General features: G+C 70.7%; 19 protein-coding genes and 1 tRNA gene. 9 read left to right on the top strand and 11 right to left on the bottom strand.

Annotated features, from left to right (window positions below):
- Positions 1 to 999: 999 nt before the first annotated feature.
- The 3 genes from FAF44_RS38375 to FAF44_RS38385 are packed head-to-tail and all read right to left on the bottom strand — an operon-like array spanning position 1,000 to position 5,707.
- The gene (locus tag FAF44_RS38375) at positions 1,000 to 2,757 is read right to left on the bottom strand and encodes an ABC transporter ATP-binding protein (RefSeq protein ID WP_237108278.1); all 1,758 of its coding nucleotides are present in this window, start codon (positions 2,755 to 2,757) and stop codon (positions 1,000 to 1,002) included.
- A gap of 3 nt (positions 2,758 to 2,760) precedes the next feature.
- The gene (locus tag FAF44_RS38380) at positions 2,761 to 4,449 is read right to left on the bottom strand and encodes an ABC transporter ATP-binding protein (protein WP_237108279.1); all 1,689 of its coding nucleotides are present in this window, start codon (positions 4,447 to 4,449) and stop codon (positions 2,761 to 2,763) included.
- A 49-nt stretch (positions 4,450 to 4,498) separates the two neighbouring features.
- Positions 4,499 to 5,707, bottom strand: a complete 1,209-nt coding sequence (locus FAF44_RS38385) for a nitrate/nitrite transporter (protein WP_237108280.1) — start codon at positions 5,705 to 5,707, stop codon at positions 4,499 to 4,501.
- A gap of 45 nt (positions 5,708 to 5,752) precedes the next feature.
- Between FAF44_RS38385 and FAF44_RS38390 the strand changes: the two genes are divergently transcribed.
- The 5 genes from FAF44_RS38390 to FAF44_RS38410 are packed head-to-tail and all read left to right on the top strand — an operon-like array spanning position 5,753 to position 12,729.
- Positions 5,753 to 9,226 carry a nitrate reductase subunit alpha gene (locus FAF44_RS38390; RefSeq protein WP_237108281.1) on the top strand — a complete coding sequence of 1,158 codons (3,474 nt, stop codon included), beginning with the start codon at positions 5,753 to 5,755 and terminating at the stop codon, positions 9,224 to 9,226.
- Positions 9,226 to 10,833 carry a nitrate reductase subunit beta gene (gene narH / locus FAF44_RS38395; RefSeq protein ID WP_237108282.1) on the top strand — a complete coding sequence of 536 codons (1,608 nt, stop codon included), beginning with the start codon at positions 9,226 to 9,228 and terminating at the stop codon, positions 10,831 to 10,833. The genes FAF44_RS38390 and narH overlap by 1 nt, the downstream gene beginning before the upstream one ends.
- Positions 10,830 to 11,384, top strand: a complete 555-nt coding sequence (gene narJ, locus FAF44_RS38400; RefSeq protein ID WP_237108283.1) for a nitrate reductase molybdenum cofactor assembly chaperone — start codon at positions 10,830 to 10,832, stop codon at positions 11,382 to 11,384. Before narH ends, narJ begins: the two co-directional genes overlap by 4 nt.
- Positions 11,381 to 12,112 carry a respiratory nitrate reductase subunit gamma gene (narI, locus tag FAF44_RS38405; protein WP_237108284.1) on the top strand — a complete coding sequence of 244 codons (732 nt, stop codon included), beginning with the start codon at positions 11,381 to 11,383 and terminating at the stop codon, positions 12,110 to 12,112. Before narJ ends, narI begins: the two co-directional genes overlap by 4 nt.
- Positions 12,109 to 12,729 (top strand): phosphotransferase, encoded by a 621-nt coding sequence (locus FAF44_RS38410; RefSeq protein ID WP_237108285.1) that lies wholly within the window; start codon positions 12,109 to 12,111, stop codon positions 12,727 to 12,729. Before narI ends, FAF44_RS38410 begins: the two co-directional genes overlap by 4 nt.
- Positions 12,730 to 12,816: 87 nt before the next feature.
- Here the strand turns inward: FAF44_RS38410 and FAF44_RS38415 are convergent, their stop codons facing one another.
- From FAF44_RS38415 to FAF44_RS38425, 3 genes are all read right to left on the bottom strand, one after another.
- On the bottom strand, positions 12,817 to 13,365 hold the full coding sequence (locus FAF44_RS38415) for a DUF305 domain-containing protein (protein WP_237108286.1): 549 nt from the start codon (positions 13,363 to 13,365) through the stop codon (positions 12,817 to 12,819).
- Between the two features lie 55 nt (positions 13,366 to 13,420).
- The gene (locus FAF44_RS38420) at positions 13,421 to 14,257 is read right to left on the bottom strand and encodes a DUF1996 domain-containing protein (protein WP_237108287.1); all 837 of its coding nucleotides are present in this window, start codon (positions 14,255 to 14,257) and stop codon (positions 13,421 to 13,423) included.
- Between the two features lie 68 nt (positions 14,258 to 14,325).
- Positions 14,326 to 15,981 (bottom strand): discoidin domain-containing protein, encoded by a 1,656-nt coding sequence (locus tag FAF44_RS38425; protein WP_237108288.1) that lies wholly within the window; start codon positions 15,979 to 15,981, stop codon positions 14,326 to 14,328.
- A 367-nt stretch (positions 15,982 to 16,348) separates the two neighbouring features.
- Here FAF44_RS38425 and FAF44_RS38430 point away from each other — a divergent pair, with 367 nt between their 5' ends.
- On the top strand, positions 16,349 to 17,338 hold the full coding sequence (locus tag FAF44_RS38430) for a LacI family DNA-binding transcriptional regulator (RefSeq protein ID WP_237108289.1): 990 nt from the start codon (positions 16,349 to 16,351) through the stop codon (positions 17,336 to 17,338).
- A 175-nt stretch (positions 17,339 to 17,513) separates the two neighbouring features.
- Here the strand turns inward: FAF44_RS38430 and FAF44_RS38435 are convergent, their stop codons facing one another.
- On the bottom strand, positions 17,514 to 18,701 hold the full coding sequence (locus tag FAF44_RS38435; RefSeq protein ID WP_237108290.1) for an RtcB family protein: 1,188 nt from the start codon (positions 18,699 to 18,701) through the stop codon (positions 17,514 to 17,516).
- Between the two features lie 75 nt (positions 18,702 to 18,776).
- Positions 18,777 to 20,192, bottom strand: a complete 1,416-nt coding sequence (locus FAF44_RS38440) for a DHA2 family efflux MFS transporter permease subunit (RefSeq protein WP_237108291.1) — start codon at positions 20,190 to 20,192, stop codon at positions 18,777 to 18,779.
- Positions 20,193 to 20,271: 79 nt separating this feature from the next.
- Here FAF44_RS38440 and FAF44_RS38445 point away from each other — a divergent pair, with 79 nt between their 5' ends.
- Positions 20,272 to 20,892 carry a TetR/AcrR family transcriptional regulator gene (locus FAF44_RS38445; RefSeq protein WP_237108292.1) on the top strand — a complete coding sequence of 207 codons (621 nt, stop codon included), beginning with the start codon at positions 20,272 to 20,274 and terminating at the stop codon, positions 20,890 to 20,892.
- A 9-nt stretch (positions 20,893 to 20,901) separates the two neighbouring features.
- Here FAF44_RS38445 and FAF44_RS38450 read toward each other — a convergent pair whose 3' ends face one another.
- The 3 genes from FAF44_RS38450 to FAF44_RS38460 all read right to left on the bottom strand — a co-directional run bounded on the left by FAF44_RS38450 (position 20,902) and on the right by FAF44_RS38460 (position 24,317).
- A complete protein-coding gene (locus tag FAF44_RS38450) occupies positions 20,902 to 22,002 on the bottom strand; it encodes an acyltransferase (RefSeq protein ID WP_237108293.1) in 1,101 nt (366 codons plus the stop codon).
- Positions 21,999 to 22,646, bottom strand: coding sequence for a TetR/AcrR family transcriptional regulator (locus tag FAF44_RS38455; RefSeq protein ID WP_237108294.1), 648 nt, complete (start codon positions 22,644 to 22,646; stop codon positions 21,999 to 22,001). Before FAF44_RS38455 ends, FAF44_RS38450 begins: the two co-directional genes overlap by 4 nt.
- Before the next feature lie 150 nt (positions 22,647 to 22,796).
- Positions 22,797 to 24,317, bottom strand: coding sequence for an ATP-binding protein (locus FAF44_RS38460; protein ID WP_237108295.1), 1,521 nt, complete (start codon positions 24,315 to 24,317; stop codon positions 22,797 to 22,799).
- 138 nt (positions 24,318 to 24,455) lie between these two features.
- Here FAF44_RS38460 and FAF44_RS38465 point away from each other — a divergent pair.
- Positions 24,456 to 24,532, top strand: a tRNA-Pro gene (locus tag FAF44_RS38465).
- Positions 24,533 to 25,087: 555 nt separating this feature from the next.
- On the top strand, positions 25,088 to 25,741 hold a 654-nt coding region (locus FAF44_RS38470; RefSeq protein WP_237108296.1), incomplete at its 3' end, for a hypothetical protein.

Consider the following 25,741-nt stretch of genomic DNA (forward strand, 5'->3'; position numbering starts at 1 on the left):
CCCCTCCACCGCCCACCCCGGCCAACTACTCCAAGACCTCTCGATCCCTCCGGACACCCCGTCAGGCCACCCGGGCTACGGCCATCGGGGTTTGGACTCCGGGGCTCCCGGGCTCCCGGGCTCCCGAAGTTCGGACTCCGGACTCCGGCCTTCGGCCTTCGGGTTCGGGGTGCGGCTCCGGGATGCGGTCCGGGTGCGGGTTCGAGGTCCGCGCATCGCTTCGGCGCGCGGGTTCGAGATTCGCGCATCGGTTCGGCGCGCGCGTTCGAGGTCCGGACATCGCCTCGGCGCGCGGGTCGAGGGTCGCGCATCGCGTCGGCGCGCGCGTTCGAGGTCCGGACATCGCCTCGGCGCGCGGGTCGAGGGTCGCGCATCGGTTCGGGGCGCGGGTTCGAGGGTCGGGAAGCGACGACCGGCAGAGCCTCAGCGCACGGTGGGTCAGTCAGAGGTTCGCGAGTCCGTTCGGGGCGGCCGGCTCACCCTGGGCATCCGCCTGCCGGCCTGCCCACCACCCGCCTCGCCGCCGACCTCCAGGTCTCCAGGTCTCCAGGTCTCCAGGTCTCCAGGGGCCTGGTCGTGGAGGCGTACGAGCAACTGGCGGCCCGAGCGCTCCCTGGTCTCCGAGGTGGGGGACCGGCACCCGGGTCACTCCCAGAGAGCACGGTCGGCCTCCAGGGCACGGGCGGGGGTGGGAGCCCCACCGAGCGGTGGATCAACGACCCGACCACGCATTCCCACCTGGGCAAACAGGGCCGAGCGGGCGAGCGGCCACACCGGACGAGCCGACCGGCTCAGGCCCCGTGTACGAACCGATCGCCGGCTCCGTTCGGGAGAGACGCACAACGACGGCGTCGACAACCGCACCCATAGCGCCCACCGCACGACGGCAAGTCACCCGCCGCTGCGCCCCCGCCCGCCACAACCCTGGAAAGCGGTGATCATCAGCGTCGGTCGGCGGCCCGCACGATCCGTCTCCCCCAGGTCGGCCTACACGGGCACTCAGGAAGACGTACCGGTCGGGTTGCCGTGCCAGCTTCGCCACAGGGCCGCGTACGACCCGCCCTCGGCCACCAGTTCCTCGTGCGCCCCCAGCTCACTGATCCGCCCGTCCTCGACCACCGCCACCCGGTCGGCGTCGTGCGCCGTGTACAGCCGGTGGGCGATGGCGATCACGGTGCGCCCGTCGAGCACCGCGGCCAGCGAGCGTTCCAGGTGCCGGGCGGCGCGGGGGTCGATGAGGGAGGTGGCCTCGTCCAGGACCAGGGTGTGCGGGTCGGCGAGGACGAGGCGGGCCAGGGCAAGTTGCTGCGCCTGCGCGGGCGACACGGCGGCCCCGCCCGATCCCACCTCGGTGTCCAGCCCGGACGGCAGCCCCAGGACCCAGTCGAGCGCGTCCACCGCTTCGAGGGCCTTCAGCACGTCGGGGTCGGCGGCGTCGGGACGGGCGATCAGCAGGTTCTCGCGCAGTGTGCCCTTGAACACGTGGTGTTCCTGGGTGACGAGCGCGACGTGGCCGCGCAGTCCGTCCAGGGGCAGGTCAACGAGTGGCACACCGCCCACGGTGACGGCTCCGGTGCGGGGTCCGTGGATGCCGGCCAGGAGCCGGCCGAGGGTGGACTTGCCGGCCCCGGAGGGCCCCACCATGGCCAGCCGCTCCCCCGGCTGGACGGTCAGGGAGACGCCGTGGAGCACGTCGCGTCCCTCCCGGTAGGCGTATCGGACGTCGGACGCCTCCAGCAGTTCGCCGGTGGGCCGGTCGGAGGTGGCCGTGCGGTCGTCGGGGACGTTGGCCACCCCCAGCAGCCGGGCCATCGAGGCCCCGCCGACCTGCAGTTCGTCCACCCACATCAGGAACCGGTCGAGCGGGTCGATGAGCTGTTGCGCGTAGAGGGCGGCGGTGACCACCTGCTCCAGGGTGACCCAGGAGTTGGCGTAGAAGAGGCCGCCGACCAGCAGCGCGGCCACCACGGGGAGCACGTAGCCGAGTTCGACGGCGGGGTACCACTTGGTGCGCAGGCCGAGGGTGTAGCGTTCGGCGGCGTACGAGCGGGAGATGTCCCGGTCGGTACGGGCGCGGCGGCGCTCGCGCAGGCCCAGCGCCTCGACGGCCCGTGCGCCCTCGACGGTCTCGGCCAGCCCTTCGGTCACGTCGGCGTAGGCGGCGTTCTCGCGCAGGTAGCCGTCGCGGGCGCGGCGCAGGTACCAGCGGGTGGCGATCCACAGCAGCGGGCCGGCCACCAGCATCGGGAGCATGAGCAGGGGGCTGACCAGCACCAGCGCGCCGATGGTGATCACGAAGGTGACGATGGCGATGAGTGTCTCGGGCACGGCGTGCCGCACGGTGCGCGACAGGGCGTCCACGTCGCGGGAGGTGCGGGTGATGAGGTCGCCGGAGCCGGCCCGTTCGACGGTGGACAGGGGCAGGCCGAGCACCCGGTCGACGAACTCCTCGCGCAGTTCGGCCAGCACCTTCTCGCCGAGCCTGGCGGAGGCCAGCACCGCGAACCGGATGAGGATGCCCTGCAGCAGCAGGAAGGCGCCGATGGCCGCCGCGACCAGGGTGACGTTGACCTCGACGCCGTACTGGACGTTCTGCACCAGCTTGCCGAGCTGCCACGGGACGACCAGCCCGGCGACGGCGGCCAGGCCGTGCAGGGCGAGGGCGATCGCGAGCCGGCGCGGGTACTTGAGCGTGAGCCGCCTGGCGTAGGCGCGCACTTGTCTCCGGTCGGCGACCGGCAGGATCTCGCGAGCCATCAGTCAGTCCTCTCCGCGGGTCACGGTCGCGGCGTATTCGGGGGACATGCCGAGCAGTTGCCGGTGTGTCCCCTCGGCCAGTACGCGGCCGTCGTGTACGTAGATCACGTGCTCCGCGCGGTCGAGCACCAGCGGGCTGGTGGTGCAGATCATGGTGGTGCGCCCGGAGCGCGCCTTGGCCAGGCGGCCGGCGATGCGGGCCTCGCTGTGGGCGTCCACGGCGCTGGTGGGCTCGACCAGGATGAGCACCTCGGGGTCGGCCAGCAACGCTCTGGCCAGCCGCAGCCGCTGCTGCTGCCCGCCGGAGAACTCGCGCCCGGCCTCGGAGACGTCGGCGTCGAGCCCGTCGGGCAGGGCTTCGACGATGTCGGTGGCGCAGGCGGCCTGCAGGGCCTCGCGGATCAGCGTGTCGGTGGCCTCGCCGCGTACGTCGAGCTCGTCGCGGAGCGTGCCGTTGAACAGCCGGGCCCCGTTGTCGGCGACCAGGATGCGGGAGCGGACCTGCTCCAGCGGCAGGGTGCGCAGTTCCACCGCGCCGAAGGTGACGTCGCCGTCGGTGTAGCGGCCGAGCCGGTCGGCGATGGCGATGGCGTCCTCGGGGGTGTTCGCGGCGACGGCGGTCAGTGAGCCGGGCTGGAGCGTGACACCGCTGTAGGAGTCGCGCAGCACGCCGCCTTCGCTGCTGCCGGCGCCTCCGGTGACCTCGGGCTGGATGGACAGGATCCGGATCACCCGGCCGGCGGCCACGTGGCCCTTGGTGAGCTTGTCGGCGGCCTCGGTGAGGGTGCGCAGGGGGCCGATGAGGAAGACCGCGTACAGGTAGAAGGCGACGAGTTGCCCGGTGGGGATGTCTCCGGCGACGGCGAACGAGGCGCCGACGCCGGTGACGATCGCGATGAGCAGGCCCGGCAGCACGATCTGGGCGCCTTCGAGCACCGACTCGACCCTGGCGACGCTCACCCCGGCGTGCCGTACGCGCTGCGATTCCGAGCCGTAGCGGCCGGAGAAGACCTGCTCCCCGCCGATGCCGCGCAGCACGCGCAGCCCGGCGACGATGTCGGCGGCGCGGGTGGACAGCTCACCGGCCAGTTCCCGATGCGCCTGCTGCCGCTTGTGCAGCGGGCGCAGCAGCGGCCCGACGGCGGCCGCCATGAGCGGCACGCCGAACAGCACCAGCAGCCCGAGCGGCAGCGAGGTGGAGATGAGGATGACGGTGACGGCGACGATGGCCAGGATCGAGCCGACGCCGCGCAGCAGGATGTCGATGGAGTTGCCGATGTGGGCGATGTCGGAGTTCCCGACGCTGACGACCTCGCCGGTCGACAGGCGCTTCGGCAGCGTGGCCCCCAGCCGGGCGGCGTGCCTGGAGGTGAGCTGGACGGTGCGGTACGCGGCGGCCAGCCAGTTGTAGACGGCCATCCGGTGCCGCATGATCCCGGTGAACGCCTGCAGCAGCCCGAGCCCGAGCAGGATCGCCGACCAGATCAGCAGGGAACGGGTGTCCTTGGCGGTGACGGCCTCGATGCCCTGGCCGAGCACGGCCGGCATGAGCGCCTGGACGAGCCACCACAGGCTGGCGAAGCCGATGCCGCCGAGCAGGGGCACGGCCTGGCGCCGCGCCGTCCACCACAGGTAGCGCAGCGGGCTGCGGATGTCGGGCACGCCGGGATCGGCCTCAGGAAGGGAGCGCATAACCTCACAACACTGACAAGGTGTCACCGGGCCCGGCAAACCATTTTCGTCATGCGGTCGCCGACCGGAAGGCCCGCACGGTGTACACCAGCGCCGCCACCGCCGTGACGGCCAGCAGGAGGTAGCCCACCGTGTACGCCCCGGTGGCCGTGTAGACGATCCCCATCACCAGCGGCGGGAAGTACCCGCCGAGCCCACCGGCGGCTCCGACCAGCCCGGTCACGGTCCCGACCCTGGACGCCTCCACGACCTTGGCGACCAGCGCGAACACGCCGCCGGTCCCGAGCCCGAGGAAGAACGCCATGAGCACGAAGCTCAGCCCGGCGGGCACCTCGACCGGCGGTTTGAAGGCCAGCACGAGCGCCATCAGCGCGGTCCCGCCGAGTGAGATCATCATCACCCTGACGGGCCCGATCCGGTCGGCGACCGTGCCGCCGAGCGGCCTGGACAGCACGGCGGCGATCGAGAACCCGGCGGTGCGCAGCCCGGCCTCGGTCTGCGCGAAGTGGTAGACGTTCTGCAGCAGCGTCGGCAGGTACGTGGAGAACGCCACGAACCCGCCGAAGGCGACCGCGTACAGGAACGCGCACTGCCAGGTCGCCTTGATCTTCACGGCCTCCCGCATGCGGGGCAGCGCGGAGCCGGTGGCGGGCGTCCAGCGGGGGGAGTCGCGGCTGCCGCCCAGCATGATCACCCCCATGAGGACCAGCACGGCGGCCATGAGCAGGTGGGTGCCCGGCCGTCCGAACTGCTCGACCAGGCGTGGGGTGAAGAACGCCGACAGCGCCGTGCCGCCCATGCCCGCCCCGAAGACGCCGGTCGCGTAGCCGCGGCGCTCGGGCTCGTACCAGGCGTTGACGAACGGGATCCCGACGGCGAACGACGTGCCGGGGATGCCGAGCAGGAACCCCCAGAACAGCAGCCAGCCGTAGGAGTCGGACCAGCCGACGAACAGCACCGGCACGATCGACACGAAGCAGATGATCGCGAACATGCGCCGCCCGCCGAGCCGGTCGGCCAGCATGCCCACGGGGATCCGTCCGAGCGAGCCGACCAGCACGGGGATGGCGACCAGCAGCGAGGTCTGCGTCGGCGACAACCTCAGTTGCCTGCTGTAGCTCCCGGACAGCGGCCCGATGAGGTTCCAGGCCCAGAACGTCACCGCGAACGCCAGCGTGGCCAGCACGAGGTTGCGCGCCTGGCCCTTGAGCGGCCCGGTCCCTTCGTGCTGCCCAGAACCTTTACGAAGCTCAGACATACACCCTGTGTAACAGAGGGTTACCTTCTGTGATGAAGTGGGGGTATGACCGCCGAGGAGCTTTTGCTGAAGACGGGCCGCTTTCTCCGCCGGTCGGTCACCACCGGCGACCTGCACACCCTCTTCCTCAAGGGCGGCACGGAGGGCGACGCCTTCTACCGCGACCGGTGGAGCCACGACAAGGTGGTCAGGTCCACGCACGGCGTGAACTGCACGGGTTCGTGCTCGTGGCGGGTGTACGTCAAGGACGGCATCATCACCTGGGAGACGCAGGAGACCGACTATCCGAGCGTCGGCCCCGACCGGCCGGAGTACGAGCCGCGCGGCTGCCCGCGCGGCGCCGCCTTCTCCTGGTACACCTACTCGCCGACCCGGGTGCGCTACCCGTACGCGCGGGGCGTGCTGGTCGAGATGTACGCGGAGGCGAAGCAGCGCCTCAACGGCGACCCGGTGGCCGCCTGGGCCGACATCACCACGGATCCGGACAAGCGGGAGCGGTACCAGAGCGCCAGGGGCCACGGCGGCCTCGTCCGCGTCTCCTGGGACCTGGCCACCGAGATGATCGCCGCCGCGCACGTCCACACGATCAAGGCGTACGGCCCCGACCGGGTCGCCGGGTTCTCCCCCATCCCCGCGATGTCGATGGTCTCCCATGCCACCGGAGCGCGGTTCGTGTCGCTGATCGGCGGCGCCATGCTCTCCTTCTACGACTGGTACGCCGACCTCCCGGTGGCCTCCCCGCAGGTGTTCGGCGACCAGACGGACGTGCCGGAGTCGGCCGACTGGTGGGACGCGGCCTATCTGATCATGTGGGGGTCGAACGTCCCCGTCACCCGCACCCCCGACGCCCACTGGATGGCCGAGGCCCGTTACCGGGGCCAGAAGGTCGTGGTGGTCTCGCCCGACTACAGCGACGCGGCCAAGTTCGCCGACGAGTTCGTCGCGGTGCGGCCGGGCACCGACGGCGCGCTGGCCATGGCGATGGGGCACGTGCTGCTGCGGGAGTTCTTCGTCGACCGGCAGACCCCGTACTTCACCGACTACGTCAAACGCTTCACCGACCTGCCGTTCCTGGTCACGCTCGACGAGCACGGGGACGCGTACGTGCCCGGCCGCTTCCTGACCGCCAGGGATCTCGGCTCGCAGGAGGAGTCGGCCGAGTGGAAGACGGTCATGATGTCGGAGGCGGGCGAGCCGGTGGTGCCGAACGGCTCGGCGGGGTTCCGCTGGACCGAGTCGGGCATCGGCCGCTGGAACCTCAACCTCGACGTCTCGCCCAGGCTGACCCTGGACGGGGGCGAGCGCGCGCCGATCCTGCTGCCCCGCTTCGACGGCGGCCACTCCGTGCGCAGGGACGTCCCGGTCGCCCGCGTCGCCGGCCGGATCGTCACCACGGTCTTCGACCTGCTGCTCGCCCAGTACGGCGTGCACCCGGGCAGCAGCTACGACGATCCCGAGCAGCCCTACACCCCCGCCTGGCAGGAGGCCATCACGGGCGTGCCCGCCGAGCGGGCCGTCAAGATCGCCAGGGAGTTCGCCAGGACGGCGGAGGCCACCCAGGGCCGGTGCATGCTCATCCTGGGCGCGGGGGCGGCCCAGTGGTTCCACGGCGACACGATCTACCGGGCGTTCCTGTCGCTCCTGCTGCTGACCGGCTGCCAGGGCCGCAACGGCGGCGGCTGGGCGCACTACGTGGGCCAGGAGAAGTGCCGCCCGCTGGCGGGCTGGCAGCTCATGGCGGGCGCGCTCGACTGGTCCAGGCCGCCCAGGCAGGTGCCCGGCACGCCGTTCTGGTACCTGCACACCGACCAGTGGCGCTACGACCACTTCGACGCCAGTGAGCTGACCAGCCCGCTGGCCAGGGGCCACTTCCGCGGCAAGCACACCGCCGACCTGGTGACGGAGTCGGTCCGCAACGGCTGGATGCCGATGGCCCCGGCCTTCGACCGCAACCCCCTCGACCTGGGCGACGCGGACGACCCGATCGCCTACACCCGCGCGGAGCTGGAGTCGGGGCGGCTCAGGCTGGCCGTCGAGGACCCGGACGACCCGCGCAACTGGCCCCGCGTGCTCACCCTCTGGCGCTCCAACCTGCTCGGCTCCTCCGCCAAGGGCAACGAGTACTTCCTGCACCACCTGCTCGGCACGCGGACGAACCTGCAGAACCCCGATCCGCGCGCGCCGAAGGGCAAGCTGGACCTGCTCGTCACGCTGGACTTCCGGATGACCAGCTCCACCGTCTTCTCCGACGTGGTCCTCCCGGCCGCCACCTGGTACGAGAAGTACGACCTCTCATCGACGGACATGCACCCGTTCGTGCACGCCTTCAACCCGGCCATCAACCCGCCCTGGGAGACCAGGACGGACTTCACCACCTTCCACGCCATCGCCCGCGCCTTCAGCGCCCTGGCCAAGGACCACCTCGGCGTGCGCAGGGATGTCGTGGCGACCGCCCACCAGCACGACACGCCCGGCGAGCTGGCCGGCGTCAAGGGCCCCGACCTCAAGGTGGTCGAGCGCGACTACGGCGCCGTCGCGGAGAAGCTCGCCTCTCTCGGCCCGCTCACGGAGCAGCTCGGCATCCCGGTCAAGGGGGTGACGTTCCTCCCCGACGAGGAGGTGACCTGGCTGGGCCAGCGCTGCGGCCTGGTGCCGCGCGGCGTGGCGAAGGGCCGGCCGGAGATGGACACCGCGGCCAAGGCGTGCGAGACCATCCTCGCCCTGTCGGGCGTGAGCAACGGCCGGCTGGCCACCCAGGGCTTCCTGCAGCTCGCCCGGCGCACGGGCACGGACTTCGGCGACCTCATCCACGAAGGGCACCGCATCGTCTTCAGCGACACCCAGGCCAGGCCGGTCCACGTCGCGGCCAGCCCCGAGTGGTCGGGCAAGGAGTCGCACGACCGGCGCTACTCCCCGTTCACGATCAACGTCGAGCACGCCAAGCCCTGGCACACCCTGACCGGCCGCATGCACTTCTTCCTCGACCACGACTGGATGCACGAGTACGGCGAGGCCCTGCCGATCTACCGCCCCCCGCTCGACCTGGCCGCGCTGTACGGCGAGAGCGGCGCCCTGCGCTACCTCACCCCGCACAGCAAGTGGTCGATCCACTCGGAGTACCAGGACAACCTGCTGATGCTCTCCCTGTCGAGAGGCGGCCCGACGATCTGGATCTCCACCGAGGACGCCGCCGAGCTGGGCATCGCCGACAACGAGTGGATCGAGGCTGTCAACCGCAACGGCGTGGTGGTGGCCAGGGCGATCGTCTCGCACCGCATGCCGAAGGGAACCGTCTACATGCACCATGCCCAGGACCGCCTGATCGACGTGCCCAAGTCGGAGGCCACGGGTGCCCGCGGCGGCATCCACAACGCCCTGACCAGGGTCCTCGTCAAGCCGACGCATCTGATCGGCGGCCACGCCCAGCTCTCGTACGGCTTCAACTACCTCGGCCCGACCGGCAACCAACGCGACGAGATCACCGCCATCCGGCGCAGGTCACAGGAGGTGCGCTACTGATGAGGCCGATGGCCCAGATCGCCATGGTGATGAACCTCGACAAATGCATCGGTTGTCACACCTGCTCCGTCACCTGCAAGCAGACGTGGACCAACAGGGCGGGCGTCGAGTACGTCTGGTTCAACAACGTCGAGACCCGCCCCGGCCAGGGCTACCCACGGCGCTACGAGGACCAGGAACGCTGGCGCGGCGGCTGGGAGCTGACCCGCGGGGGCAAGCTCAAGCCCAAGGCCGGAGGCCGCCTGCGCAAGCTGATGACCATCTTCGCCAACCCCCTCATGCCCTCCATCCAGGACTACTACGAGCCCTGGACCTACGACTACGAGAACCTGACCAACGCCCCGCTGACCGACGACGTCCCCGTCGCGCCGCCCAGGTCCCTGATCAGCGGCGAGCCGATGAAGATCGGCTGGAGCGCGAACTGGGACGACAACCTCGGCGGCGACCCGAGCCCCGACCCGATCCTCGGCAAGCTGTCGGAGGACGTCAAGCTGGCGTTCGAGCAGGCGTACATGTTCTACCTGCCGCGCATCTGCGAGCACTGCCTGAACCCGTCGTGCGTGGCCTCCTGCCCGTCCGGCGCCCTGTACAAGCGGGCCGAGGACGGCATCGTGCTGGTGGACCAGGACCGGTGCCGGGGCTGGCGCATGTGCGTGACCGGGTGCCCGTACAAGAAGGTGTACTTCAACCACAAGACCGGCAAGGCCGAGAAGTGCACGTTCTGCTACCCGCGGTTGGAGGTGGGGCTGCCGACGGTCTGCTCGGAGACGTGCGTGGGCCGCCTGCGCTACCTCGGCGTGCTGCTGTACGACGCCGACCGCGTCACGGAGGCCGCCTCGGTGACGGACGAGCGCGACCTGTACGAGGCGCAGCTCGACCTGTTCATCGACCCGCACGACCCGGTCGCCGAGGCCGCCGGGCTGCCGCAGGAGTGGCTGGAGGCCGCCCGCAGGTCGCCCGTCTACGACCTGATCAAGCGCTACCGCATCGCGCTCCCGCTGCATCCGGAGTACCGCACCCTGCCCATGGTCTGGTACGTCCCGCCGCTCTCGCCCGTCGTGGACGCCCTGTCCACCACCGGCCACGACGGCGAGGACGCCGGCAACCTGTTCGCCGCCATCGACGCGCTGCGCATCCCGATCGGTTACCTGGCCGAGCTGTTCACGGCGGGCGACCCGGAGCCGGTGACGTTCGCGCTGCGCCGGCTGGCCGCGATGCGGTCGCACATGCGGGCGGTCAACCTCGGCGAGCCGCCGCCCCCGCTGGACACGGGCCTGTCGGAGGAGGACCTGACGGCCATGTACCGGCTGCTCGCCCTGGCCAAGTACGACGAGCGCTACGTGATCCCGACCGCGTACGGCAACGTGCCCGGCGTCGTCGAGGAGGGCGGCTGCAGCCTCGACTACGACGGCGGTCCCGGCATGCAGCAGCCGTTCGGCGAGGCGTCGGGGCGTCCGGTGCCGGTCGCGATCGAGACCTTCCACGGCCTGAAGGAACGCCAGACCAGCGAAGGGATCAGCCACAACCGGGTCAACCTGCTCAACTGGGACGCTCGCGGCACGCCCGCCGGGCTCTTCCCTCCGAAGAAGAAGAAGAAGAAGCCATGACCACCGCCATCGTCTGGCAGGCCGCCGCCCACCTGCTCGCCTACCCCGACGAACGGTTCTGGCGCCGCCTGCCGCTGATCAGGGAGGCCGCCGAGCCGCACTTCGCGAGCTTCCTCGCGTCGGCCGCCGACCTCGGGCCGGGCGAGCTGGCCGCGCACTACGTGGAGACGTTCGACCTGCAGCGGCGCTGCTGCCTGTACCTGACCTACTACGCCCACGGCGACACCCGCCGCCGCGGCGCGGCGCTGGCGGCGCTGAAGGTCCGCTACCGGACGGCGGGCTGGGAGCTGATGGACGACGAGCTGCCCGACTTCCTGCCCGTCATGCTGGAGTTCGCCGCGCTCGACCCGTCGGGCATGGCGTTGCTGCGCGAGCATCGGGCCGGGCTGGAGCTGCTGCGCACCGCCCTGACCGAGCGCGACTCGCCGTACCGGCACGTGGTCGGCACGATCTGCGCGGCGCTGCCCCCGATCACCGGCGCCGAGCGGGCCAGGGCCGCCCGGCTGGCCGCGGCCGGACCGCCGGCCGAGAGCGTGGGGGTGTACGGGTGAGCTGGGCGGAGAGCATGCTCTGGACGGTCGCGCCGTACGTCACGCTGGTGATCTTCGTGGGCGGGCTGATCTGGCGCTACCGCTACGACAAGTTCGGCTGGACCACCCGCTCCTCCCAGCTCTACGAGAGCCCGCTGCTGCGCGTGGCCAGCCCGCTGTTCCACTACGGCCTGCTGTTCGTGATCGTCGGCCACGTGACCGGCCTGCTCATCCCGCTGTCCTGGACCGACGCGGTCGGCGTGTCCAACGAGGCGTACCACGTCAACGCGCTCGTCTGGGGCGGGCTGGCGGGGGTGGCCACGCTGGTGGCGCTGGTGCTGCTCGTCTACCGCCGCCGCACCAACGGCCCGGTGTTCATGGCGACCACGGTCAACGACAAGGTGATGTACGTGGTGCTCGGGGCCGCGATCATCGCGGGCGTGGTGACGACGGTGGCGGGGTTCCTGCCCAGCGAGGTGAGCTACCGGACCACGGTGGCCCCCTGGTTCCGGGGGATCTTCGTGCTGCGGCCCGAGACGGAGGCGATGGGGCACGCGAGCGTGCTTTACAAGGTGCACACGCTGATCGGGATGGTGCTGTTCGTACTTTTCCCGTTCAGCCGCTTGGTGCACGCGCTTTCCGCGCCGTTGGGCTATTTGTTCCGTCCTTACATCGTGTATCGGAGCCGCGCGAACGGCGTGCCGAGGGACCCGGCGGGGGCCCGGATGCGCCAGAATCGTCCCTTGTGAAGCACGGGTACACCAACAGCACGTTCGGCGACGGCGCCCTGGTCGTGAAGTGCTACGAGGGTCCCGAGGCGGCCTTCAGGCTGAGCACCGAGAGCAGATACCTGCGGCGACTGCGTGGCCGCCTGCCGGTCCCCCGCGTCCACCAGATCACCTCGACGAGCCTGACCACCCGTTTCGTCGACGGCTCCCACGGCCAGGACCTCCTCGACGACGGCCGGGCGATCGAGGTGCTCACCGAGTGCGGACGCATGCTGGCCCGCATCCACCGGCTCGGCATCGTGCACGGCGACTACGGCCCCCAGAACATGCTCTTCCATCCCGACACGTTCGAGACCGCCGCGATCCTCGACTGGGAGTGGGCCCACCCCGGCCGCCCGGTGGAGGACCTGGCCTGGGTGGAGTGGATCGTCCGCAGCCACCACCCCGAGCACGTGCCGCTGCTGCCGCACTTCTTCGCCGCCTACGGCGAGCTCGTCCCCTCCTGGCCGGAACGCCACGAGGCCATGCTGAAGCGCTGCGACGACCTGCTCGACTTCTGCGCCCGCTGGGAGCCGGGCGGGGGCGGCGAGAAGACGTGGCGCGAGCGCCTCGACACCACCGCGGCCTGGACGGCGTAGCCTCCCGGCCCATTGAGCGCGGCGTCGGGCGCGTGGTGCTGCTGTCGAGCGGGGCCGTCGAGACCACGGGCGACGAGCGCCGGCCGGCTACGCGGCGGCGGCTCGCTCCAGTTCGGCGAGGTCGGCCGCGTGTTCGCGCGCCATCGCCGCCGCCAGCCCCCGCACCTCCGCCTGACCGCCGGAGCCGCGCTCCCCGTCGGCCACCCGGACGAGCTGCTCCAGATGCGTGCGCAGCAACGCGGCGAAGCGCCGGTCGAACGCGCCCGCGCGCAACCCGGCGGCCTCCTGGAGGTCCCCCGCCGTGGGCATGCCGGGCATGTCGTGCTGGGTGTGCGGGTTCTCCTCCGTCACCCCGGCGCGGGCGAGCAGGGCGCGCAACCGTCCGCGCCCGGCCGCGTGCTCCTTGACGAGCCGGGCCGCCAGCCTGGTCAGCGACCGGCTGTCCGCGCGCTCGGGTGCCAGCTCCAGCAGCGGCAGGGCCCGCGCGTGCAGGGCGTCGGCGAGCTGCAGCCAGGCCACGTCGGTCGTCGTGAACGTCCCGTCGCCGGCGGGAGCGGCCCGCGCCGCCTCGGGCGGCTCCTTCGCGGAGCAGCCCAGCAACACGACCCCTGCCAGCAGCAGCGCGAACCACCGCAAAACCCACCTCCGGGCAACAGGTCCGGGCGGGAGGACCCCGCCCGGACACACATGGTTACGAAGGACGCCCGTCGGCGCCGCACTTGATGATCGGCCGGATGCAGTCACGCACCCGGCGTTCCATCTCGTCTGCGGGCCAGGCGTTGAAGAAGTCGCCGTGCATCGTGAACCCGGCGCCCGACGCCAGCCGGAAGTGCGACGGATCGCCGCTCACCGGGTACCGGATCACCTGCCGCAGCTTCGGCACCGGCACCGGATGCGTGCTCGGGCAGGCCCCCGCGACCGGGTAGGCCATGTGACTCTTGTGGTCGGCGGAGTCCAGGTCCCGCCCGTTCCAGCACTGCGGGAAGTCCAGGTACGACTCCAGCATGGTCCCGGACGGGCAGTTGACGAAGTCCTTGGAGGCCCCCACGTGCCCGGCGTGCAGGCAGGACCACCGGGAGATCGTCGAGTCGTCCGGGGCGGTCGCCTTGGCGTTGCCCGCCACGATCCGCAGCCCCAGCGGGAGCGCCTGGATCCTGGCGATGATGTCGTCCCGCACCCCTTCCCCGAGGTAGTAGAAGGTGACGATGGCCGGCTCGACGGGCGCGCCGTCCTGGTAGAGGGTCGGCACCCAGTACGACGACCTGTCCACGGCCGGGTTGCAGTTGGTGGCGCCGTTCTGCAGGTCGGAGAGCTGGGTGTAGGCGTTGGTGACGCGGCTGCCGAAGAAGCTGTGCATGTGCGAGGCTCCCGGCAGGCCCGGGAAGATGATCGGGTCGTCCGGCAGCCGGTGGCTGAACGGGCAGTCGGCGAGGAACTCCGCCACCCGGACGACCTCGGCCCCGGCGGGGCGTGGAGCGCTGACGGTGAACGTGCCGAGCAGCAGTGCTAACAGCGCCAAGACGCGCATGGCGGCTCCTTTGACGAAGATTCCCGGCAGACCCGCACGAGGTCCCATCGGCGGACCCGCACGGAGTCTCATTGGTAGACCCGCACGTAGTCGACGAGCATCCGGGACGGGAACGGCGTGGCGGCGTTCGGCGGCCCCGGCCAGTCACCGCCCACGGCGAGGTTGAGGATGATGTAGAAGGGGTGGTCGAAGATCCAGGGGCCGCGGGTCTGCTCCACCTGGTCCTTGCTGATCGTGAACACCGTCCGCCCGTCGAGCGTGTAGACGATGCCATTGCTGTCCCAGTTGGCGGCCCAGACGTGGAAGTCGTCGGAGAAGTCGGCGCCGCTCGTCAGCGTGTACGGCGACCCGACGCCGCCGCCCCCGTTGTAGGCGGGCGCGTGCACGGTCGAGTAGGACGTCTTCACGTCCTTGCCGAGGACCTCCATGATGTCGATCTCGCCGTTGTACGGCCACGGCCGCCCGGTCAGGAAGTCGGCCCCCATCATCCAGAACGCCGGCCAGAACCCGTTCCCCTTCGGCACCTTGATCCGGGCCTCGACGCGGCCGTAGGTGAAGTGGAACTTCGTGCCGGTGTTCATCCTGGCGGAGGTGTACTGGCAGGTGGTGCTGCCGGTCAGCGGGTCGGCCGGGCAGGCGGAGCCCGGGGTGGCCTGCTTGCGCGCCTCCATGACCAGGTGCCCCTGGCCGTCCATGGAGGCGTTGTCGTGGTTGGTGTAGTACTCCAGCTCGTTGTTCGGGCCGGTGCCGGGGTCGGCCCGCCACTTGGCGGCGTCGGGCTTGCCGCCCGCCGCGCCGTTGAACTCGTCGCTCCACACCAGGGCCGGCGGGTTGGCCGGGTCCTTCGGCGGGGCCGGCGGGTCGGTGGGGTTGCCGCCGGTGCCGTACACCTGGAACTCCCACAGGCTGTAGCCGTACGGGCCGGAGCGCTGGGTGCCGTACATGCGGACGTAGCGGCCGGAGCCGCTGACGTTCAGCGTCTGCTTGAACCCGGTGCCGGTGGTGGTGCTGTAGACCGTGGTCCAGGTGGCCGCGTCGGGCGAGGTCTGGATCTGGAACGACCTGGCGTAGGCCGGGTCCCACTGCAGTACGACCTTGCTGATCTGCGCGGTCGCGCCCAGGTCCACGTAGATCCAGCCCGGGTCCGACCATGCCGCCGTCGCCCATCTGCTGGCGGGGTCGAGGTCGAACGCCCTGGCCGGCGTGCACTCCCAGCAGTTCCCGTCGTTCTGGGAGCTGGAGGCCACACCCGGCTTGTTGTACGACAGCAGCCGGTCGCCGCCCGGTCCGCCACCGCCTCCGGTGCCGTAGACCTTGAACTCCCAGAGGCTGTAGCCGTACGGGGTGGCGCGCTGGGTGCCGTGGACGCGGACGTACCGGCCGCTGCCCGAGACGGCCAGGGTCTGGTTGCCGCCGGTCGCGGTGGTCGTGGTGTGCAGGGTGGTCCAGGTCGTGCCGTCGGCCGACGCCTGCACCTGGAAGGCGGTGGCGTACGCGGCCTCCCAGCTCAGTTCGACCTGGCTGATGGTCGCGGTCGTGCCGAGGTCCACCTGGATCCACTGCGGATCGGAGAAGGCGCTGGACCAGCGGGTGCCCGCGTCGCCGTCCACGGCGGCGGAGGCGGGGAAGGCGACGGCGTTCTCGGTGGAGGAGGCGGTAACGGGGCGGCCCTGGGAGAGCAGGGGGTCGGCGGCGACGGCGGGCAGCGCCGACACCAGCGACATAGTGATCACTGAGGCGACGAGTGCCGCCAGACGACGTAGAGGTGGAGTCACAACGTCTCCGTCAAACTGGGGGGATGGTTCGAGGGAGCGCTCCCTGACTTGGAGAGTGCTCGCGCCGGTAACGCCTGTCAAGGCGTGCGTTAACCCCGTGGAAACCTCGGTGACGCATGAGAGAGCGCTCTCTCATCGGTCCCTGGAAGCCTTCCTGCCCTGCCCACCAGCGTGAACGGCCCCTCCCCTGCCGGACGGCCGCGGCGCTCTCCCGGTCCCCGAGAAACATCGGGATGTGCCCTGGTCTTGACTCCCCGCGGCCCCTCGTCCCACCCTGCTGGGGAGCGCTCTCTCGGCGGGAGCGCGGAGGAGTGATGTGAACCGGCCCACCCTGGAAGCCGTCGCCGCCCGCGCCGGCGTCTCCAAGTCCAGCGTCTCCCGAGTGATCAACGGCGCCACCACCGTCGCGCCGTCCATCCGCGAGGTCGTGCTGAGAGCTGTCAGGGAGCTCGGCTACGTCCCGCACGCCGCGGCCCGCAACCTGGCCACCCGGCGCACGAACGCCGTCGCCCTCGTCGTCTCCGACCCGCCGAAGGGGCTGGTCTCCGACGACCCGATGTTCTCGGCCGTGGTCCGCCAGGCCAGCAGGAAGCTGGAGGCGGCGGGCAAGCAGGTGGTGCTCATGCTGGCCGGCTCGGAGGACAGCCGCGCCCGCGTCGCCCGGTACGTCGCGGCCGGTCACGTGGACGGCGTCATGCTCGTCTCCATGCACGGCGCCGACTCGCTGCCCGCCTCGCTGGCCCGCAAGGGCATCCCGATCGTCTCCCTGGGCCGTACGAACCCGGCCGTCCCGTACGTGGACAACGACAACCTCGGCGGCGCCGACCTGGCCGTCCGCCACCTCCTGCGGCAGGGCAGGCGGCGGGTGGCCACGATCACGGGCCCGCTGGACATGATCGCCTCGCAGGAGCGCCTCACCGGCTACACCGGCGTCCTGCGCGAGACCGGCCACCGCTCGATCGTCGCGATCGGCGACTTCACCCGCGTCTCCGGCGCCGACGCCATGCGCCAGCTCCTCCAGGACGACCCCGGCCTCGACGCCGTCTTCGCCGCCAACGACCTCATGGCCGTCGGCGCCCTGCGCACGCTGCGCGAGGCGGGCCGCAGGGTGCCGGACGACGTGGCGGTGGTGGGCTTCGACGACATCGAGGCCGCCCTCTACACGACCCCGCCGCTGACCACCGTCCACAGCCCGATGGCCGACTGGGCCGGCGCGACCGTGGACCTGCTGCTGGGCCTGTTCGAGGGCGGCACGGACGAGCCGGTGCTGCTACCGGCCGAACTGGTCGTGCGGGAGTCGGCGTGACTTGATCATGGTCTTGAAGATCCGGCCCGAGCGCTGAACGCGACCCCGGTGACGGGCACGGCGGTGCTGATCCTCAACGTCGGCTTCTTGATCCCCTGGATCGTGCTGAACATAGTGGCGGGGCTGCCACCGAAGAGCGCGCCGGAGGGCGGCGGGAACCCGCCGCCCTCCGGCCTCAGCCCTTGACGCAGATGAGCTGCCGCAGGTGCGCGACCACCTGCACCAGGTCGGTCTGGGCCGCCATCACGGACTCCAGGTCCTTGTAGGCCCCCGGGATCTCGTCGAGCACGCCGGAGTCCTTGCGGCACTCCACGCCGGCCGTCTGCGCCTCCAGGTCCTTGACCGTGAACGTCTTCTTGGCCTTGTTCCTGCTCATCTTCCGGCCCGCGCCGTGCGAGGCCGAGTTGAAGGCCGCGCCGCTGCCCAGGCCCTTGACGATGTAGGTGCCGGTGGCCATCGAGCCCGGGATGATCCCCAGTTCGCCGGACCCCGCCCGGATCGCGCCCTTCCTGGTCACGAGCACGTCCACCCCGTCGTACCGCTCCTCGGCCACGTAGTTGTGGTGGCAGGAGATCGGCTGCTCGAACGAGATGTCCGGCAGGTGACGCCGCAGCACGTCGCACACCAGCCCGATCATCACCGAGCGGTTGCGCCGCGCGTAGTCCTGCGCCCAGAACAGGTCGCGACGGTAGGCGTCCATCTCCGGGGTACGTCCGAGGAACACCGCGAGGTCGCGGTCGACCAGCCCCTGGTTGTGCGACAGCCCGCGCGCCACCCCGATGTGGTGCTCCGCCAGCTCCTTGCCGATGTTGCGCGACCCGGAGTGCAGCACGACCCAGACCCAGCCCTCGTCGTCGGCGCACACCTCGAGGAAGTGGTTGCCGCCGCCGAGCGTGCCCATCTGCACCTCGGCCCGCTCGCGCCGCGCCTTCACGGCCGGGGCGAGGTCGTCGAAGTCCTTCCAGAACTCCGCCCACCCGGCCGTCTTCAGACCGTGCACCTTGCCCGGATCGACCGGACGCTTGTGGTGCCCGAAGCCCACCGGCACCGCCTGCTCAAGCTTTCCGCGCAGGTAGGCGAGGTTGTCGGGGAGCTGCGAAGCCTGGTACGAGGTCTTCACAGCCGTCATGCCGCAGCCGATGTCCACGCCGACCGCCGCCGGCGAGACCGCGTCGCGCATCGCGATGACCGAGCCGACCGTCGCGCCCTTGCCGTGGTGCACGTCCGGCATGACGGCGACACCGTGCACCCACTCCAGGTTCGCCACGTTGCGAAGCTGCTGCATCGCCTGCGGTTCGACCGTCTCCGGATCCGTCCACATCCTCAGCGGACGCCGGGTCCCGGCCACCTCGTTGTACGTCATCTCGTATCGCCTCCTCCCGGTCACACTCCGAACGCGATCTATCTGGCCAGATCCCCCATACCCTCTGCAACCGAATTAGCCAATCATGGGCTCCTTCGTACGGACGGCCTCCGGCGTACGGACCCGGCCGGGCAGCAGCGGGACGAGCGCCAGGACGATCACGTTGGCCGCCACCGCGATCCAGAAGACCCCGCGCAACCCGCTGACCGTGTCCCCGGCCGTCTGGACGACGAGCGTGACGAGGGCGACGCCGAGCGCCGCGCCGAGCTGGTTGAGCATGTAGAGCACCGAACTGCCCTGCGCCACCATGGGCCCGGGGAGCGTCCGGTAGAGCGAGCCCATCGTCGGGGCGCTGAAGCACCCGCTGCCCAGGCCGAACGTCAGCGCCGCCAGCGCCGGCCACACCTCGGGCGTGCCGGGCCCGATCCGGGTGAGCGCGAGCACGCTCAGCACGGCCACGACCGCCCCGGCGGCGGCCAGGCCGCGCGCGCCGAGCCGGTCGGACAGCCGCCCGGCCAGCGGCATCGCGATCGACCCGCCGAGCCCGAGCGGGGCCATGAGCAACCCGGCCGTCAGCACGCCGTGCCCGTGGACCTGCTGGTAGTACAGGGGCAGCGCGAACAGCCCGGCGAACAGGCCCATCCCGCCGAGCCCCATGATCGTGACGCTGGCGTCGAAGCTGCGGCTGCGGAAGATCCCCAGGTCGATCAGCGGTCCGGGACGCCGGGCGTGCACGGCGTACCCGATCAGCAGCAGCGCGCCCAGGCCCAGCGGCGTCAGCACCTGCCACACCGCGAACGCCCCCTGCTCGGCCGTCTGCGACAGCGCCAGCACGACGGCCGCGAAGCCGGGCCCGAGCAGCGCCAGGCCCACGACGTCCAGCCGCGAGGAGGCCGGCCGGTCGGCGGCCGGCTCGTCGGCGGGGAGCACCCGCAGCGCAAGCACCAGCGCCACGATCCCGACGACGACGCTGATCAGGAACATGGCCCGCCAGGTCAGCGCGCCGAGTATCGCCCCGCCCGCGATCGGCCCGAGCACCGGCCCCAGCGACAGCACCACGCCCATCAGGCCCATCACCCGTCCGGCCCGCTGCGGGCCCGCGGCCCTGGCCAGCAGGATCAGCACGAGCGGGTCGAGCAGCCCGGCCCCGGCCCCCTGGACCACGCGGAACACGATCAGGCTTCCCACGTCCCAGGCCAGTCCGGCGGCCAGCGACCCCGCCAGGAACAACGCCAGGCCCGCCACCCACAGCCGCTTGCCGCCGTAACGGTCGACGGCCCAGGTGGTGAACGGGATCGTGGCCGTCACCGCCAGCAGGAACCCGGTGGACGCCCAGCCGATCGTGCTCAGCGAGGTGTCGAAGGCGGTGGCCAGGGTGGGGGTGGCGACGGCGGCCATCGTGCTGTTGAGGATGCCGAGCAGCCCGCCGAGCAGAACCACGGCGATCGTGCGCAGCAACCGCCCGTCCAGCTCGCTCTCATTTGAACTCATGGGTTCAACATAATTATCTTACGCGTCCGCACGCAACTCGCCCGTCCATCGAGTTGAACCAAGGAGTACAATCGACGGCATGGCGACGACCACGCGGGGGCGCATCGACAAGCGGCAGGCGATCCTGGAAGGCGCGTTCACCGTGTTCGCGCGGGAGGGCTACGCCCAGGCGTGCGTCCAGGAGATCGCCCGGGAGGCGGGCGTGGCCAAGCCGACGGTCTACAACCACATGACCGACAAGGCCACGCTGTTCAGAAACGCCATGGAGGCCGCCGCGCGCGCCATCCTCGACCAGCGGATCGCGGCCCTGGAGCCGCTCGCCACCCCCGGCGACGACCTGCACGCCACGCTGGAGGAGGTCGCCCACACCCTGCTCCGCCTGCACACCGACGGCCGCTCGTGCGCGCTGCGCCGGCTCCTCTACTCGGAGATCACCCACTTCCCCGACATCCTCGACATCGTCAAGGAGAGCGGCCCCGACCGGCTCACCCGGGCGCTCGCCGACCGCCTGGCCCGCCTAGCGCTGGCCGGCCGCCTGCGCGCCACCGACCCCGACCTCACGGCCGAGCAGTTCCTCGCCCTGCTCCTCGGCCCCCTGGAGGCCCGCACCCAGCTCGGCACCCGCTCTCTTGAGGACGCGGAACTGCGCACGATGGCGCGGGACGCCGTGGAGACCTTCGTCAGGGCCTGGGCGGCGTGAGCGGCCCGCTCAGAGCACGGTCCGGAACCAGGGCAGGCGCGTGACCAGGCCCGCGACCAGCCAGCTCAGCGCCATCGCGATCGGCAGCACGACGAGGAACTTCGGCACGGCGGCGAACTCGACCGGGCGCGCCATCGCCACGACCCCCACGATGATCGGGGCGTGCACGAGGTAGACGGCGTAGGCGTTGCGTGCGAGGAACCGGGCGCGGGGGCCGGCGACGTTCGCGTACCGCCGGAACAGGCCGAGCAGCAGGAGGATCGTCCCGGTCGCGAACAGGGAGTCCCAGAGCGCGAACCCCAGGTGTGCCGGAGCGAGCGCGGGCGGCGCGCCTTCGGGAGCGAGCGTCTCGTACCCGCCCAGCGCCACCATCGGCACCAGGGACGCGGCGACCAGCCCGAGCCCGAGCGGCACCGGCCGCCGCAACTCACTCAGCAGGCCCCGCCGGTGGGCGACGACGCCGACGGCGAACAGGGCGACGTACTGCGGCAGGTAGGCCGCGCTCGGCAGCCCGAGGACGGGAACGTACGTCCCGAGCGGCACCAGCACCCGCCACAGATACGTGACGGCTCCGAGCACCAGCGCGAACCCCAGAATGTGCCACGCCCTCAGCCGCCCGGCCACGGGACCCGCCCGGCCCGGTCGCCGCAGGAAGGCGTAGCAGAGGGAGAAGATCAGCAGCACCTCGACGAACCACATCGGCCCGATGTCGGACTCGGTCAGATAGAACACCCCGTACGAAGGCCGCTCCCCCACCGGCAGGTCCAGGTACGTGGGCAGCGTGTAGATCGGCCGCAACAGCACCAGGAAGATCAGGAACGGGATCCCGAGCCGTCTCAGCCGATCGGCGGCGAACCCCCTCGGCCCCCTGCGATCCAGCGAGCCCGGCGCGACCAGGCCCGACAGCAGGAAGAACAGCCCCATGAAGAAGGTCTGGTTCAGCAGGACGAACGCGTCGAGCGGCAGCCCCTCCCCCACGGTCGGCGGCGGCTGCGCGTTCGGCCAGACCCGCAGGTTCCCGTAGACCAGCGCGACGTGATGGGCGACGACCAGCATCGTCAGGCAGACCCGCAGGTTGTCGACGTATAACAGCCGGGACGGCACGCTCATGGCGACTCGCTTCCCGCGCGCGTGGCGTGCTCGAACAGGGCGACGACCTCGGCGGTGAAGCCGGCGACGTCGGTGTCCGGGTGCGCGAGCATCTGGAAGGTGAAGCCGTCGATCACCCGCCGCACCGCGACGGCCATCACGCGCGGCGAGAAGTCGCGAAAGCGCCCCCGCTCCTGCCCTTCGCGGAAGAGTTCCTCCAGCGGCTCGATGACCTCGCGTTCCTCCCACGCCGAGCCGAACACCGGCCGCCCGTCCGCGTCCCGGTGCCCACGGGTGATCTCGACCACGGCATTGATCTCCCGTGGATGCGCCGCGATGTAGGCGAGGTTGGTCTCCAGGTACGCGCGGAGGGCGTCCCGCGGGTCCGCGTCGTCGTCGAACGCCTCGGACCGCGTCCGCAGGGCGAACTCGGCGCCGCGCTCGTACACCACGGCCACGGCCTCTTCGAGGATCTCCGCCTTGCTGGCGAAGTGGTAGGTGATGACGCCCTTGCTGATCCCGGCCAGCTTGGCCACCCGACTCAGCGACGCACCCGCGTAGCCGAACTCGCACACCGCCTCGATGGCGCACTCGACGATCTGAGCCCGGCGAGCCGCCTCGGTGAACGTCGCCTTTCGTCCGGTCGAGCGAATAATAGTACGCATGACCATATTTTAGTACGATCGTCTAGAGGCCGCGCGGCTGATCTCTTCGACGCGCGAGCGAGCGACGGCGAGGCCCGCCCGAATGACCGACCGCCCGAGCGGGCCCCTACCCGGCCCAGCTTGAGCGGCTGGCTCCCCTGGGACACCCGCTCACCGCCCGCGCGGCACCACCAGCGGCTCCTCCCACCCGAGCAGGGACGGCAGCCCCACCAGCAGCACATCCCCCCTGCGGCGCGCCACATCGACGAGGTCCGGCTGGAAGCCTTCCATCGAGAACAGCGCCAACACGGCTGACGCGGCGTCATGCCCGTGCTCGCCCAGCAGCCCCTTGAGCCGATCCAACCGATCAAGGTCCGCCTGGCTCCGCCGGGTCATGGTCGCCTTGGCCTCCCCGACGACGCTGATGACCGCCCGACCCGCCCGCCTGTCCAGCGCGATGACGTCGATCTCGTGCTTGGCCTGCCCTTTCCTGTCGTTGACGACCGTCGCCGTGACCGTGCCCGCGTCCCGCCGGAGTGCCGGATCGGCCTGCCCCCTGAGCCACTCCCGCGCGCACAGCTCGAAGTGCGGCCCCAGGACGCCCGCCACGAAGGCCGGCCGCGCGCGACGCCAGCCCTCCGCCGACCGCCCCGTGTCGACGAGATCGCGCTGCGGCACGGTGACCAGGTTGTGGAAGCGCACGATGGGATCGGCGACGGTGATCACCGGACGCCGGTCCCACAGCGGGTCGGTGTCGTATCGCAGGTATCCGGCACTCACCAGCCCGTTGACGGGCCGCGTCAGCGACGTACGCGGCCGCTCCACCGACCCGCCGATCTTCGCCGGGCTGGTGGCTCCGTTCGCGACCGCGTTGATGATCGCGTAGTGCAGCGCGCTCCCCGTGAACTTGGGATCCTCGCGCAACAGGTATTCGGCCTCGCTGCCGGAGAACAGCGCCTGCCTTGGATCCAGCACGGTGGCCGGCACCCAGTCGTCCAACTCGGCGGCACTGCGCGGAGCCGGGACATTGGCCAGGTTCCGGTAACCAGGAGAACCGCCGAGGATCGCGTGCACCCGCAACGCCGCGCCGGGGTCCTCGATTCCCCAGTGCCTGGCCGTGGTGCCCAGCTCGAACGGCTGCAGGCGGAGGTCGAGCGCCGCCCTGCCACGAAGGGCCTTGGTGCCGGACAGCAGTTCGTTCATCACCGACGTGGCAGACCCGCAGACGATCACGCGCCCACCGGGCACGCCTTCGCCCGACTGAGACCGGTCGTAGAGCAACTGCAGCAGGCCGGGCACCTCGGGAGAGTGCGCCATCCAGTACGGCAACTCGTCGATGACGAGAACTCCCGGCGCACCGCCCTCGCGCGCCGACGTCAGCTCGATGGCCGTGGCGAGCAGGGATTCCCAGCTCGTGTCGGCCATCAGCTCAGCCGGCATCCCCGCATACCGGGCGATCCCCGCCGCCAGTCGCCGCCGCGCGGCGACCACGCCTTCCTCCGCGACGGCTGTCACGTACAGACCGTCCACGGCCTCGACGAAGGCACGCAGCAGGAAGCTCTTGCCCACCCTGCGCCGCCCGGACACGACGCCGATGCGCAGGCAAGGATCCGGATGCCGGACGAACTGGGCCAGGGCCCCCCACTCGGCGTCCCGCGCCAACACTCTTTGCGGCTTCTGCACTGACGTCACCTAACTAGTATGCCTTGAAGCATACTAACTAAGCTTCACTGTGGCATACAAAGGAGCGAGTATCGGCGCCTGCGGGGCGGCTCGGATTTGTCCGGTAAGGTGGTCCGGCCGGCACGCCGTCGAAGGCGGCCGACCGACCGGGACGTAGCGCAGCTTGGTAGCGCACTTGACTGGGGGTCAAGGGGTCGCAGGTTCAAATCCTGTCGTCCCGACCAGATTTCCGCTGGTCGTTGAGGGTGTCACTCTTCCGGGTGGCACCCTTTCGCGCACCGTGGGTTGCCATCGATTCGCCCGGGTCGCTGCCCGTGGTGGTTTCCGGGTGTAGTGCAGGGGATCACTTCAGCCTGGCACGCCGTAGCCGTCGTGCACGTCTGCGGGAATGCCCTGAGCGGTCAGGGCCTCGGCCAGGGCGGCCTGTGGCTCCGGTCGGGGCGAAGGAAGGCTCACAGCGCCCGCTCCGCTGCGTTCTGCTCCCTCAATTGCTCGGCGAGCTGGGCGATGTCGTCCGCGTCCATCGTCTGGCAGAGGCCGTGATCCACCTCTCGCCGGGAGAGGTGTCGGCCGTTTCGCGTTGCCCAGAGACGCCCCGCAGAACTACGCCAAATGCACCAACCAGGAAAAGCCGCCTGGAGGTCTTCGAGAATTACCGGTGTGGACAAGGGAACAGCGTGCTTACCCATGCGATACGAACCCACCGCGTTATCGAGACGTCCAGGACGTTATGGAGTTACGCTCAAAACGTCCCTGACGTCCCCGCTTCGAGGTGTACCGTGGCCAACGTCCCCCTACGCAGCGCGATGCTTAACGCCCAGGTCACGAACCAGAACTTGGCCGACCGATGTGGCGTGGACATCAAGACGGTGGAACGCTGGTTGCAGGACGAAACACGTATTCCTCACATGCGACACCAATGGGCCGCCGCAGAGGCACTAGGAGCTGAGACAGCAGTGCTATGGCCAGACGCAATTCGCAATACCGTGAAAACGGGACCCGACAAGGAAGTCCTGACCGTTTATCCGTATCGCTCCGCATGCCCGAAATCAATCTGGCGCAATCTCATCAACTCAGCACGCAACGAGATCGTCTTCGCCGGTTACACGAACTACTTCTTGTGGCTGGAACATCCGAACCTGGCCAAGGTCCTCAAGCGAAAGACCCAGCAAGGCTGCAAGATCCGGTTTCTGGTCGGCGACCCGGACAGCGAGGTCACCCGCCGCCGCGAGGAGGTGGAGAACGTCCCGCTGACCGTCTCCACCCGCATCCGGATCACGCTCTCGGAAATCGAGCAGCTACGCGACGTCCCCGGAGTCGAGGCCCGGTTCGGCGACGAGCACATCGCCATGAGCGTGTTCCGATTCGACTCCGAGATGCTCGTCACGCCCCACCTGGCCAAGCTCGTCGGGCACGACTCGCCGATGCTGCAC

The sequence above is a fragment of the Nonomuraea sp. MG754425 genome (assembly GCF_021699195.1).
Classification (GTDB): Bacteria; Actinomycetota; Actinomycetes; order Streptosporangiales; family Streptosporangiaceae; genus Nonomuraea.